The organism is Altererythrobacter ishigakiensis (assembly GCF_001663155.1).
In the GTDB taxonomy this organism is placed as follows: Bacteria; Pseudomonadota; Alphaproteobacteria; order Sphingomonadales; family Sphingomonadaceae; genus Erythrobacter; species Erythrobacter ishigakiensis.
Map to the genome: position 1 here is coordinate 170,085 of NZ_CP015963.1, position 13,002 is coordinate 183,086.

10 protein-coding genes and 1 tRNA gene are annotated in these 13,002 nt (G+C 58.0%); 8 read left to right on the forward strand and 3 right to left on the reverse strand.

The genetic code is table 11. The annotated features are described in order from the left end of the window. Window positions 1-9 precede the first annotated feature (9 nt). Window positions 10-486 carry an Lrp/AsnC family transcriptional regulator gene (locus tag A6F69_RS00850; protein ID WP_144573556.1) on the forward strand — a complete coding sequence of 159 codons (477 nt, stop codon included), beginning with the start codon at window positions 10-12 and terminating at the stop codon, window positions 484-486. On the opposite strand, the gene A6F69_RS00855 is transcribed toward A6F69_RS00850, so the two are convergent. Further along, window positions 483-1,565, reverse strand: coding sequence for a YeiH family protein (locus A6F69_RS00855; protein ID WP_067602144.1), 1,083 nt, complete (start codon window positions 1,563-1,565; stop codon window positions 483-485). The two genes, A6F69_RS00850 and A6F69_RS00855, sit on opposite strands and share 4 nt — an antisense overlap. A gap of 182 nt (window positions 1,566-1,747) precedes the next feature. Here A6F69_RS00855 and putA point away from each other — a divergent pair, with 182 nt between their 5' ends. The 5 genes from putA (at window position 1,748) to A6F69_RS00880 (ending at window position 8,510) form a co-directional block, all read left to right on the forward strand. Continuing rightward, window positions 1,748-4,870 carry a bifunctional proline dehydrogenase/L-glutamate gamma-semialdehyde dehydrogenase PutA gene (gene putA / locus A6F69_RS00860; RefSeq protein ID WP_067596521.1) on the forward strand — a complete coding sequence of 1,041 codons (3,123 nt, stop codon included), beginning with the start codon at window positions 1,748-1,750 and terminating at the stop codon, window positions 4,868-4,870. A gap of 42 nt (window positions 4,871-4,912) precedes the next feature. Then, on the forward strand, window positions 4,913-5,443 hold the full coding sequence (locus A6F69_RS00865) for a hypothetical protein (RefSeq protein WP_067596522.1): 531 nt from the start codon (window positions 4,913-4,915) through the stop codon (window positions 5,441-5,443). A 71-nt stretch (window positions 5,444-5,514) separates the two neighbouring features. Next, entirely contained in the window at window positions 5,515-6,069 is a 555-nt protein-coding gene (dcd, locus tag A6F69_RS00870; RefSeq protein ID WP_067596523.1) for a dCTP deaminase, read from the forward strand. Continuing rightward, window positions 6,069-7,256 carry an acyl-CoA dehydrogenase family protein gene (locus A6F69_RS00875; protein WP_067596524.1) on the forward strand — a complete coding sequence of 396 codons (1,188 nt, stop codon included), beginning with the start codon at window positions 6,069-6,071 and terminating at the stop codon, window positions 7,254-7,256. The genes dcd and A6F69_RS00875 overlap by 1 nt, the downstream gene beginning before the upstream one ends. Window positions 7,257-7,334: 78 nt before the next feature. Beyond that, window positions 7,335-8,510 (forward strand): saccharopine dehydrogenase family protein, encoded by a 1,176-nt coding sequence (locus A6F69_RS00880; RefSeq protein WP_067596525.1) that lies wholly within the window; start codon window positions 7,335-7,337, stop codon window positions 8,508-8,510. A 57-nt stretch (window positions 8,511-8,567) separates the two neighbouring features. On the opposite strand, the gene A6F69_RS00885 is transcribed toward A6F69_RS00880, so the two are convergent. Then, entirely contained in the window at window positions 8,568-10,754 is a 2,187-nt protein-coding gene (locus A6F69_RS00885) for a TonB-dependent receptor (RefSeq protein ID WP_067596526.1), read from the reverse strand. Window positions 10,755-11,063: 309 nt separating this feature from the next. Beyond that, window positions 11,064-11,138, reverse strand: a tRNA-Gly gene (locus A6F69_RS00890). Window positions 11,139-11,367: 229 nt separating this feature from the next. Between A6F69_RS00890 and A6F69_RS00895 the strand changes: the two genes are divergently transcribed. Beyond that, complete coding sequence (locus A6F69_RS00895; RefSeq protein WP_067602146.1) at window positions 11,368-12,282, forward strand: tetratricopeptide repeat protein; 915 nt, start codon at window positions 11,368-11,370, stop codon at window positions 12,280-12,282. Window positions 12,283-12,286: 4 nt separating this feature from the next. Then, a complete protein-coding gene (locus A6F69_RS00900; RefSeq protein WP_067596527.1) occupies window positions 12,287-12,898 on the forward strand; it encodes an LON peptidase substrate-binding domain-containing protein in 612 nt (203 codons plus the stop codon). Window positions 12,899-13,002 lie beyond the last annotated feature (104 nt).

Below are 13,002 nucleotides of genomic sequence, written 5' to 3' on the forward strand. Positions count from 1 at the left end.
AACACTGTCATGGCACAAGACATGGAACTCGACACCAAGGATTGGGCAATCCTTGCATTGCTTCAAAAAGACGCTTCGCTTTCAGTGCAAGCGATTGCCGACAAAGTGGGTCTGTCGACCAATCCGTGCTGGCGACGGATCAAATTGATGGAGGAAGCGGGGATCATCAAAAGGCGCGTCGCGCTGGTCGATGCCAGCAAGCTGGGCTTCACAACGACCGTGTTCGTCAGCATCCGCACTCGCCGTCACGATGCCGAATGGCTTGCGGCCTTTGATAATGCGATCGCGGGAATCGAGGAAATCACAGAATGTCACCGCATGGCCGGCGACATCGACTACATGCTGAAACTGTGCGTGCGGGATATCGCAGACTATGATCGCATCTACCAGCGCTTGATCAAACGTGTGCCCGATCTGGCGGATGTGACCGCGAGCTTCTCCATGGAAGAGATGAAGAGCACGACCGCCTTTCCCAGACCCGCCTAGATCAGCAGCAGAGCTACTGCGAGTGCTGCCATGAACGAAGCCAGCGTGGCAGCAATCACCGGTACCAGCGGCCTCCACCCTGCTTCCAGCAACAATGAGAGACGCGCGCGCATTGCTGTGGCCGTCACCGCCAGCAGCAACAGGAACTTTGACGCTGCCAGGCCCGATTCCGCCAATTGGACCGGCAAGGTCACAACACTGTTCACAGCCACCAGAGCCAGAAATGCGATGATGAACCATGGCATGGAAAGCCGTCGCCAGACCGGTTTCGATTTTGCCTCGGCTCCCCCTGCCTCGCCCAACCACAAAGCGATCAGCGCGACCGCGGGCGCAAGCAAAGTTACCCGCGCAAGCTTGATGATTGTAGCCTGCGCGCCAGCCTCGTCTGATATTGCATACCCACCACCAATTGCTTGCGCGACATCGTGGATCGACGCGCCAACCAGATAGCCTGCTTGCGCGGCATCCAGCCCAAGTGACTGCGCTGCGGCAGGATAAATCGAAAGCGCCAGCGCGCTGGCTAATGCTATGCCCACAAGGGTGATCGTAAAGCGCGCCTGATCAAGGCGGTCACGCCCTATGACACTATAGATGGCCAACGCCGCCGATGCACCGCAAATTGCCGTTGCCCCGCCGGCAAGCACTCCTGCATAGCGACCTTGGCCAGAGAGCTTCGCGCCAATCAATCCAGCCCCGAAAGCCGCCATCATGATCGCGAGCAGACCCGCGAATGCTAACCAGCCAATCGCACCGATTTGCATCACAGTGACCTGCAAACCCAAGAGCACGATCCCGATCCGCAGGAAATGGCGCGCTGCGAAATCGAGGCCTGTTCCCAGCGCCGGATGGTCCGCCAGGAAATGCAGTGCCAAACCTATCAGCAACCCAAGAAGGATGGCCGGGAATCCGTAGTGCTCTGCCAGCCACATCGCGGCAAGCGCAGCAATCAGGCAGGTTAACAAGCCGGGCAGCAAACCAGCCAAAGTCTGTCGCTCGCCGGGATCAGCAATTTCAGACTGATAGACTTCGCCGAACAAATCGCCTGCGAACAGTGCTGGGTCTGGCTTTCGATCGCTCATACCGAAAATGTCACCCCGCATTGCCCCTACCAATTTGCGGCATATCGCCATGCCCTCATATAGCTTTAGCCAAAGCCGATCCGGACCGCAAAGTGAGTCCGACAATCTGCCCTTGAATGCACAGGCAGTCGGGGCCAGATCGATACAAGTTCAAACTCAGTTACCGTTGGAGTCGCCCAGTCTTGACCAAACTTCAGAACCTTGACCGAACTGCCCTTCGTCGTGCGTACCGGGAGGATGAACAATCCTGTGTCAAAGCGCGAGTGAAGCAGGCCGAGCCAGCGTCTGTGGTTCACGATCAAGCTGCTGATCTGGCTGGAAAACTCATTGTCGGTGCGCGCAAGGAAAAGGCGAGCGGGATCGACGCTTTCCTGCACCAGTATGGCCTGGATACCGAGGAAGGCATCGCACTGATGTGCCTGGCAGAGGCGTTGTTACGCGTCCCCGATGCGGAAACCGCTGACCTGTTGATCAGGGACAAGTTGGGCGACATCGACTGGAGCGAACATCTGGGCGAGAGTTCGTCCACGTTCGTCAACGCAGCGACATTTTCTCTGATGCTGACAGGTGAGATGCTTGATCCGCCGGAAGCCAAGCAACGCGGGATGGGCGCAACCTTGAAGCGCACCATGAACCGTCTGGGCGAACCGGTGGTGCGCAAGGCTACGCTGCAAGCGATGCGGATCCTTGGCCGACAGTTCGTCTACGGGCGCACAATCGACGAAGCCATGGATCGGGCAAAGCCCGAGCAGAAAAAGGGGCTTTCACACAGCTTCGATATGCTCGGCGAAGCGGCGATGACTTATGCTGACGCCGGGCGCTATGCGCAGGCGTATCACCTGGCGCTGGACCGGGTTGCCGCGGAGGCAACCGGACGGATCGAGGATTCTCCGGGAATTTCTGTCAAACTGTCCGCGCTGCATCCCAAATACACCTTTCTGCATGCGGATATCGCGCGCATCGGACTGGTGCCGATTGTTCGCGATCTGGCGATCAAAGCGCGCGATGCGAACATTCATTTCACCATCGATGCAGAGGAGGCTGAGCGGCTCGAGCTTTCGATGGATATCATTGAAGAATTGGCTGCGGATGACGCGCTTTTCACTCGGCCGGACGGGACAGTTTGGGAAGGTTTCGGCCTGGCGATTCAGGCGTACCAGAAACGCGGCGTGCCATTGTGTGACTGGGTAGGCAAGCTTGCTCGCCGCTATAACCGGCGCTTCTATGTTCGGCTGGTGAAGGGCGCGTATTGGGATACCGAGATCAAGCTGAGTCAGGTTGGTGGCTACGAAGATTTCCCGGTATTTACCCGCAAAGTGGCGACGGATGTCTCCTATCTTGCCTGCGCGGTGCGCCTGTTTGAGCATAGCGACGTTATCCTGCCAGCATTTGCAACGCACAACGCCTTGACCATCGGTTCGATCAAGGCATTGTCAGGCGGGAAGTCTTTCGAGTTTCAGCGGCTCCACGGCATGGGCGAGGAGGTCTATGAAGCTCTGGCCAGGCTTGAAGGCAATAATCGCACCAATGTGCGAATTTATGCCCCGGTTGGCGGGCACAAAGAGCTATTGGCGTATCTGGTGCGCCGCTTGCTCGAGAACGGCGCCAACACCAGCTTCGTCAATCGCATGGCTGATGCGGAAATCCCTGTTGAAGAGATGACAAGCGATCCGGTGGCCGAGCTCGCGGCAACCGAGCCTAAACGCAATCCGGCAATTCCCATTCCCGCGGACATATTCGGCAATCGGACAAACAGCGCCGGAGTGGATCTGGCAGATCCGCTGGTGCTTGCACCATTACAAGCGCAGCTGGCCCAAATTGCAGACAAACGCTGGTATGCCGGGCCAACATTTCCGGCCAAGGAAGCTGGTGAGGAAGCTCCGATCAATGCACCGCAAGACCTTACTCATGAAGTAGGTACCCGGCGGGATTCCACAGAGGAGGAAGTGCAAGACGCGATCACTCGCGCGCTCGCCATCCAGCCGGGCTGGGATGCTTTGGGCGGGCAAAAGCGTGCGGTAATCCTGGAAGCCGCCGCGGAACTGTTCGAAGCTCATACGGTTGAGTTTCTCTCTCTTTGCCAGCGCGAAGCGGGCAAGACGCTGGTCGATGCGGTGCTGGAACTGCGCGAAGCGGTCGATTTCCTTCGCTATTACGCCGTTGAAGCGCGACGCCAGTTTTCCGGCCCGATCACATTGCCCGGTCCTACCGGTGAAGAGAACCTGCTGCGCATGCATGGACGCGGTGTCTTCGCAACAATCAGCCCATGGAACTTCCCGCTGGCAATCTTTATCGGCCCAGCAGCAGCTGCGCTCGCCGCCGGCAATACGGTCGTCGCCAAACCAGCCGAACAAACCCCGCTGATCGCCGCGCTTGCGGTTAAGCTGTGTCATGAAGCCGGGATGCCCGAAGAAGCGTTCCAATTGCTGCCAGGCGCGGGCGACGTGGGTCAGATGATCACCAGCGATCCGCGCATTGCCGGCGTTGCTTTCACAGGCTCGACCGAAACAGCGCAGGCAATCAATCGCACGCTCGCTGCGCGCGAAGGGCCAATCGCGACATTCATCGCTGAAACCGGCGGGCAGAACGCGATGATCGTCGATAGCTCTGCCCTGCCCGAGCAGGTGGTCCGTGATGTCCTCGCCAGCGCGTTTCAGAGTGCCGGCCAACGCTGTTCCGCGCAACGCATGCTCTACATCCAGGAGGACGTCTATGACGAGATGCTGGCGATGATACGCGGTGCGTTTGATGCGTTGAATGTCGGCGATCCGGCGCTGATGCACACCGATGTCGGCCCGGTGATTGATCCTGATGCCAAAGCTGCGCTGGAACGTCACGTGGCCCGGCGCAAGAAGAGTGGTGCGGCTGTGTGGCGCCACAAATTACCTCGGGGGACGAGCAAGGGTTGCTTTGTTGCCCCGGCCATCATCGAGATTGACTCGATCCTTGATCTGAAACGTGAGAACTTCGGGCCTATCCTGCATGTCGCAAAGTTCGCTTCTGAAGATCTTGGCAAGGTGATCTCAGACATCAATGCGACCGGATACGGCCTGACGCTGGGCCTGCACAGCCGTATCGCAGCAACAAAGCGCTTTATCGAACAGCGCGCACGAGTCGGCAATTTCTACGTCAACCGCAACCAGATCGGCGCGGTAGTCGAAAGTCAGCCGTTCGGCGGCGAGGGCCTGTCAGGCACTGGCCCCAAGGCTGGCGGACCGCATTACGTTGCCCGCTTTGCTACAGAGCGTGTGACCTGCGTTGATACGACCGCTGCTGGCGGTAATGCGAGCCTGCTGGCAGGGTAGAACGGGTTGCAGCGCCGCAGAGCCGCGCTAGAACAGCGCACCATGGGGCGTATCCTCTCAATCCTGCTTGCTGTTTGCACACTCGGCTGGGCAACCCCTGCGCTGGCCGATGTCCAGCTCAGCTTTCACAGCTTCAACGGCTCGGTGTTGTTCGGGCGTTACCCACATGCGTTCATCGTTCTGGAAGGCGAGCTTGAGGAAACCGGCCAAGCCATCAATGAAAACTACGGCTTCACTGCGAAGACGGTCAGCACCCGTATCCTGAATGGCCCGGTTGAACATGATATCATGATCGAAGAGTCCAAATACATCCGTAAGACGAATCGCCACTTCACAGTGACAATCAGCGACGACCAATATCGCGAAGTAATTGCATTGATGCGGGCATGGCGTGATGCGCCAGGCGAATACTATGATCTCGACACGCGCAATTGCATCCATTTTGTCGGCGAGATCGCCAAGATTGCAGGGATCAGAATTGAGTATCCGGACAATATGCTGCGCCGCCCCAAGAAGTGGTTGAATTACATCACCAGCCTCAACCCGCAGCTGGGGGCCAATTTGATCGACTGACATGTTTAGTTCGGGGGATTAAGTCCTGCGCTTATCTTGCCCTGCACGCCGGCCTGCGGAATCACTAACTCATGGCGATTCTTTCCGACAAGTGGATTCGAGAAAAGGCTAAGAACGAAGGGATGATAGAGCCTTTCGTCGAGGCGCAGCGGCGCGATGGCGTCATTTCCTATGGCGTCAGCTCGTTTGGCTATGACGCGCGGGTCGCGGACGAATTCAAGATTTTCACCAATGTCGATTCGGCAGTAGTGGACCCGAAGAATTTTGACGGAAAATCACTGGTCGACCGGCAGACCGATGTTTGCATCATCCCGCCTAACTCGTTCGCTCTTGCACGCACCGTCGAATACTTCCGCATCCCGGACGATGTGCTGGTAATCTGTCTCGGCAAGAGCACCTATGCGCGCTGCGGGATCATCGTGAATGTCACCCCGCTGGAGCCGGGCTGGGAAGGCCATGTGACGCTGGAGTTCTCCAACACCACGCCGTTGCCTGCGAAAATCTATGCCAATGAAGGGGCGTGCCAGTTCCTGTTCCTGCAAGGTAATGAGCGGCCCGAGGTCACTTATGCCGATCGCGCGGGCAAATATATGGGCCAGCGCGGGGTCACGCTGCCTCGGCTGTGATGAGTTGCGCGCCGCTCTTTGACCAATGGCGCAGCCGCTCTCCGCATTACGATGAAACACATGAGGCGGTGTGCGACAGTGTGCGCACCTTCGTATCGCGCGAGATCATGCCGCATGTCGACACGTGGGAGCGTGACGGCGAATTGCCACGCGAGCTTCACCGGAAAGCCGCGGAAGCAGGCGTACTGGGCCTTGGGTACCCTGAGGAGTACGGCGGCAGCGGCACGCTTGAGCAGCGTGGCTTCGATATCTTTCACTCGCTTGTCCAATCTGAAGAGCTGTGTCGCCCGGGAGCAGGAGGAATACCTGCATCCTTGATGATTCACGGAATTGGTCTGCCCCCGGTGCTCGCAGCAGGCAGTGAAGATCTGAAACAACGGATCGCACCGCAAGTCCTCTCAGGCGAAAAGATCATCTGCCTCGGCATTACCGAGCCGGGTGGCGGGTCGGACGTAGCCAACCTGAAAACGCGGGCAGAACGGCGCGGCGATCATTACATCGTCAACGGAGCGAAAACACTGATCACATCGGGCATGCGCGCAGACTTTGTCAGTCTGGCCGTGCGCACCGGGGATGCGGGCATGGGCGGCGTGTCGCTGCTGCTGGTCGAGCTGGACCGCGAGGGCGTTTCGCGCACGCCGCTGGAGAAAATGGGCTGGCATTCCTCGGACACCGCGACGATTCACTTTGACGATGTAGAGGTGCCGGCTGAAAATCTGATCGGGCCGGAAAACGCAGGGTTTGGCGCGATCATGCGCAATTTCAACGGTGAGCGACTGGGCATGGCGCAGCAGGCGGCTGCTTACTCACGGCTGTGTTACGAGGATGCGCTGGATTGGGCTCGCGAGCGAGAGACATTTGGTCGCCCCCTAATCACGCGGCAGTCGATCCGTCACAAGCTGGCGCGCATGCTGCAAATGATTGGCGCGACACAGGCCATGATCGATCACGCGGCCTGGACGGTAAAGAACGGGTGTCCTTTCCCCGGTGACTTCGCACTGCTGAAAGTCCAAGCGACGCAAACCATGGAATACTGTGCGCGCGAGGCGTGCCAGATCATGGGCGGGGCCAGTTTCGTACGCGGCGGACGGGTCGAGCGTATCTATCGCGAGGTTCGCGTGATGGCGATTGGCGGCGGCTCCGAAGAGATCATGTACGATCTCGCCAGCCGTCAGTTCGGTTTCTGACTCCGGAACCGCCTGTTCCGTAGGGGCTTTGACTCTTTGAAGCGTGAAGCGCATGCAGCCACGCAAAGGAGAGCAGACATGGCCAACCCAGAATTTGACATCATCGTCTATGGCGCCACCGGATACACAGGCCGGTTGGTCGCTGAGTATCTTGACCAGCATTATGGCGGCCGGGGTGACGCCCCCAAATGGGCCATGGCAGGCCGCAGTCTGGACAAGCTGGAGTCCGTGCGTGACGAAATTGGTGCACCTGACACTACGCCGCTGGTGGTCGCTGACGCGAATGATCCAGCCAGTCTGGAGGCGATGTGCAACCGGACAAAGGTCGTTCTGACCACTGTCGGCCCGTACCAGCTGTATGGCGATGCGCTCGTTGAAGCTTGTGTCAAAACCGGCACGGACTATGCAGATTTGTGCGGCGAACCGGCATGGATGCGCGAACAGATCGACAAGCATGAGGCCGCAGCGAAGGAAAGCGGCGCGCGCATCTGTTTCTCAAGCGGTTTCGATTCGATTCCCTTCGATCTGGGTGTCCTGATGACTCAAAAGGAAGTCATCAAGCGCACCGGCAAACCATCACCGCGGATCCGCGGACGCGTGCGCGCCATGCAAGGCACATTTTCGGGCGGCACCGCAGCCAGCTTGACTGAGACGATGAAGGCGGTTGCGCGCAAGCCCGCTCTGCTCGCCGTTCTGCGTTCGTCGTTCGGCCTCACGCCAGGTTTTGAGGGGGCCGATCAGCCCTCCGGCATGATTCCGCGTCACGAGAAGGACTTGGACAAATGGGCGGCGCCTTTCGTGATGGCACCGATCAACACGAAAAATGTCCACCGAACCAATTTTCTCAGCGGTTTTCCCTATGGTGAGGACTTCCGCTATGATGAGATGATGCTCACCAGCCCGGGGGATGCGGGCAAGAAAATGGCGGAAGCGGCCGCTGAGATGATGAAGAACCCCTTCGGCGCGAAACCGCCAGAGCCCGGTGAAGGTCCGAGCAAGGAAGAGCGCGAGAACGGTTTTTATGACATTCTGTTCGTGGCCGACATGCCTGACGGTGCGTATCTGCATTACGGGGTCAAAGGCAAATATGATCCCGGTTATGGCTCCACCAGCCGGATGCTGAGCGAAACCGGCATCGCGCTCCTCTCTTGCGACAAACCGGGCGGGATTGGCACGCCGGGTTATTTTCTGGGTGAAGCGCTGGTCGACCGACTGCAAGAACATGCCGACCTGACCTTCGCTGTCGAGGGCTGAACAAGAAAGGGGAGCGGTGAACCACCACTCCCCTGATATTGATTTCCGGCTACAACGTTAGAAACTTAAGCGTACGCTGGCCTTGAAGTTGCGCCCGGCAAGCGGCACGAAATCTTTCGTAAAGCTCGCATGGCGGCGTCCGACAGTGTCGAAAACATTGTCTGCGTTAAGAACAACAGTCACATTTTCGCGGCTTGGCAGTGGGCGCCATGAGAGCGAGAAATTGACCAGGGAAAAGCTGTCCGTCGCCGTCTCAAACGCGTCGACATCGTCTTGTTTGCCGAACCATTGCACTTCGCCGCGCACATCGAATGCATCAGTCTGATATTCCAGCGCGCCCAGCAGTTCGACTGGCGGAATGCGCGGAACAGCTGTTCCATTGCTTAACTCAGCATCTACGTAAGATGCGCGCAAATCTGCCAACACCGTCGAACCGCCATCGCGGTAGAGCGGGAAGTTCAGTTCGCCTTCAAATCCGAAGTAGTCTGCATCCTGCTGCACGATCAGGAAGACAGGCAGTTCTTCTTCTTCCTCACCATTTGCGGCAAGGAAGATGTAATCGTCAAACCACTGGCGATAGATCGCGAAACTCAGGTTTGCCGCACCAACCTGGCCACGGACAAAGCCTTCGATGCCCCACGCGCTCTCCGTTTCCAGGTCCGGATCGCCGATCTCGAACTGCTGGGTGGCGATGTGCGGACCGCCGGCAAAGAGTTCTTCTGCCGATGGCGCGCGTTCGACCCGGCTCAAGTTGATGCCCGTGCGAAGTGAGGTGTCAGTCTCGTAGACAAATCCCAACGCTCCGGAAAAATTCGTGAAGTTTCTGGAAACACCCAGAACATCGGATTCGACATCGGTGAATTCCAAGCGGCCGCCAGCTTCGAGCTGGAACGGGCCCGGACCGAATTCCTGCAATCCGAAAAGGGCAATCTGGCTAGTGGTGTTAGGGGCAACGAATGCCTCTTCGCCGACAGCTGCAAAATCGCGATAGGTGTACTGCGCACCGACCGAGCCGGTTGCAGGGCCAGTCTCCGACTGTGCCAGCTCGATCCGCGCTTCAAAGCTTTCGACATCGAACACCGTGCCGGTTTCCGCGCCCTCAAATTCGGTATGGGTATAGTCAGAGTAGCCCAGACGCACCTTCAGGCGTTCGAAGAAGCCTTCGCCCAGATCGATGTCAGCCAATGCGTCTGCGCGCCATTGCTCGAGGCCGATGGTGACGATTTCTTCGCCTTCCTCTTCACCTTCTTCTTCGCCCTCTTCACCCTCTTCGCCCTCTTCGCCGTGATGATGACCAGCGCCCGGACGACCCGGTACACCATAATCGGTGTTGTAATACCCTATTGATGCGCCAAACACGCTGTCACCGGCAAAGACGCTCGCGCCTGCATTGATAGTGTAGGTTTCTGTTGCGGTGTTCGGAATGACACCGCGCTGTTCAGCGGCTTCGCGCAGCTCCTCAGCTTCTTCGAATTCGCCTTCGTCTTCTTCCTCGTCGGCTTCTTCAAGCAATTCCGCGCGCAGTTCCGGCGCGACCTGGAAGCCACCGATCTCCAGATCGTTGGTGTTCCGATAGCTGCCATCGATATGCAGCACGAAGTTCTCGGCCAGTGGTACGTCCAGAGACGCGCCGCCTGTGATCAGATCGCTAGCGGTGTCAGCCGCAAACAGCGCGTCGAGATGATACGCCTCGTCCGGGATACGGCGCGGAATGCGCTTGTCGATCACGTTTACCGCGCCGCCAATCGCCTGATTTCCGAACAGCAGTACCGCCGGACCACGCAAGACTTCGATCCGCTCAGCTGTCAGCGGGTCAATTGTCGTCGCGTGGTCAGCGGACGTATTGGAAACGTCAGCCGTGCCAAGGCCGTCGACCAGCACCCGAACACGCTCACCTTGGAAACCGCGCAGAACTGGACGAGAGGCACCGGGGGCAAAGCTGGTGGCGGAAACGCCAGGCAACTTGGCCAGCACTTCGCCCACTTGTCCGTCAAGATTGCGCTGAATATCCTCGATCTCCAGTACGGATGTGCCTGCCAGAACGTCGAGCTGCTTCAAACCAGTCGCGCTGACAATGATTTCGCCGGTCGCATCCAAACGGCGGTCGTGAAGGTCATCGTCAACGCGCTCTTGCGTTCCATCTTCGTTTGCCTGTGCTTCGGCGTTATCAGCGACCGCGGGGGCCGCGACTGCGCTGAACGCCAATGCAATCGATGAGGAAAGGTTCGGGAGGGAAAGTTTCATGTCTTGGCTCTCTATCAGTCTGATATGGCGTCAATGTAATGATGTAACATTGCGCATAACAACTCCGCGGTGGAGCGCAAGTTCCCATTTGAAAAATTCGACTAGCTGCGTTGCTGTTTGGGTTGGCGCCAACTTGGTGTCAGCGCCAGAAAATGCCAAGAATTCGAGCACCTTCGCATCTACACTCAGTAGTTATTGGCGGTACTGTTAGTTCCACAAACGACAAACGCGGCTATGATTCGTTTAAAGGGTTATGGAACCGGGCCCAGAAATGCCAATTTCGCAGGAGACGCATTCAAATAAAGAAAATGGAGCGGGCGAGGCGATTCGAACGCCCGACCCCAACCTTGGCAAGGTTGTGCTCTACCCCTGAGCTACGCCCGCTCACTGACGCTCCGCAGATTCGGCCAAAGACCATCTCTCTGCTGGGGAGGCGGCGCGATTAGCAGCGCTTTTGCGCCCCCGCAAGCGGAAAATGCGTGCCTTGCGCACTTGGCCGTCGCGCGCCTATGCCCCTCTTCACATTCGCGCGGCATACCCCACATGATAACAGCGCAACTGAGGCAGTGATTGCCTCGCTTAAATGAATTCAGGAGCAGTAACCTTGGCAAGCATGGGCCTCAATCTCGACGAGCAGAAAGCCGTCGACCGCTTCAAGACCAATGTCGTCGAACCCTCTATGACCAAGCTGGTCATTCTGGATTTCTGGGCGGAGTGGTGCGGACCGTGCAAGCAGCTGACGCCGGTTTTGGAAAAGGTCGCCGCCGATTATGCCGACAAGGGCGTGGTTCTGGTCAAAGTCAATGTCGATGAAGAGAAGTTCATCGCATCACAGTTTCAGGTCAAATCAATCCCGACAGTCTATGCCATGTTTCAAGGGCAACCGGTCGCAGATTTGACGCAGGCTCGCACAGAGGGACAGATCAAGCAGCTGCTCGATCAAATCCTGGCTCAAGTTCCGGTGCAAGCTGGTGCCGGAGATGATCAGCAGCAGCCGCAACAGGACGTTGGGCAATTCGTCGAGATGGCAGAACAGGTTCTGGCTGAGGGCGATGCCGCACGCGCTGTCACCATTTTTGCGCAAGTGGTCGAGATGGCGCCTGACAATGTCGAAGCGCACAGCGGGCTTATTCGCGCTCTGGTGATGTCAGGAGAGGCCGCCCAGGCACAGCAAGTGTTCGATGCATTGCAACCAACGATCCAGGAAGACCCAGCGATGGCACCCGCCAAGAGCGCGCTGGAACTCGCCGCGAACCAGGTTGACGACAGCGAACTTGCAAGTCTGCGCGAAGCAGCCAATGCCAATCCTGATGACATGGACGCCGGCTTCGCTTTTGCTGAGGCGGCATTCGCGGCCGGTCAGCGCGATGAAGCGGCTGATACGCTGCTCGCCATGATCGCCAAGGACATCGAATGGAATGACGGGGCGGCCAAGGCCAAGCTGCTGCAGATATTCGAAGCCGTCGGTCTGGAAGACGATTGGGTTGTCGCCAACCGCCGCAAGCTTTCACACATCCTGTTCGGCTAATAGATTGAGCACGCGGCTGTCCATCTTTCCGCTGCCTGGCGTGATCCTGTTCCCGGGATTGCAATTGCCTCTGCATATCTTCGAACCACGATATCGTGCTCTAGTGGGCGACGCGCTGGTACGAGATCGTAAGATAGCGATGATACAGCCGCAGAAGCCGGTCGACGGCGCGCCACTCTACAAAATTGGATGCGTAGGGCGGATCGGCGATATCGAAGCTATGGACGACGGACGATACAACCTCGTCCTTGAAGGACAATCTCGATACCGCATCCTGCGCGAGCTCGACGTTACGACCGCCTTCCGGCAAGTCGAGGCCGAGCTGATTGAAGAGGACGAAAGTGCAGTCTTGTCAGCTGTCGAGCGCGCCAGCTTTGAACGCGAGGCGCGCCGGTTTGCAGACAACCAAGGCTATAGCGTAGATTGGGACTCGGTCGAACGGTTGGACGACGAGTCGCTGATCAATGGTGTGTCACAGATTGCGCCATTCGATCCAGCCAGCAAGCAGGCATTGCTTGAAGCACCAGATTTGCCTGCACGTTGTGAGCTACTGATCCAGCTGATGTACTTTTACGGTCGCCGCGATGGCGACGACGATCGAGTTACCCTACAGTAAGAAGCCGAATTGCAGCCGAGCCTGAGCAAATTCTTGATGCTGGCCATTCCTGCCTGGCTATCATCGGATACCCCGAAACCCGCATTCCAGCTTTGAGCGACGCT

Excerpts from the sequence above, each read along its gene's own strand:
- A6F69_RS00885 (WP_067596526.1), bottom strand. The coding sequence starts at position 10,754 with ATGAAACTTTCCCTCCCGAACCTTTCCTCATCGATTGCATTGGCGTTC.
- dcd (WP_067596523.1), top strand. The coding sequence starts at position 5,515 with ATGGCGATTCTTTCCGACAAGTGGATTCGAGAAAAGGCTAAGAACGAA.
- A6F69_RS00865 (WP_067596522.1), top strand. The coding sequence starts at position 4,913 with ATGGGGCGTATCCTCTCAATCCTGCTTGCTGTTTGCACACTCGGCTGG.
- A6F69_RS00875 (WP_067596524.1), top strand. The coding sequence starts at position 6,069 with ATGAGTTGCGCGCCGCTCTTTGACCAATGGCGCAGCCGCTCTCCGCAT.
- A6F69_RS00855 (WP_067602144.1), bottom strand. The coding sequence starts at position 1,565 with ATGAGCGATCGAAAGCCAGACCCAGCACTGTTCGCAGGCGATTTGTTC.
- A6F69_RS00895 (WP_067602146.1), top strand. The coding sequence starts at position 11,368 with ATGGGCCTCAATCTCGACGAGCAGAAAGCCGTCGACCGCTTCAAGACC.
- A6F69_RS00850 (WP_144573556.1), top strand. The coding sequence starts at position 10 with ATGGCACAAGACATGGAACTCGACACCAAGGATTGGGCAATCCTTGCA.
- A6F69_RS00880 (WP_067596525.1), top strand. The coding sequence starts at position 7,335 with ATGGCCAACCCAGAATTTGACATCATCGTCTATGGCGCCACCGGATAC.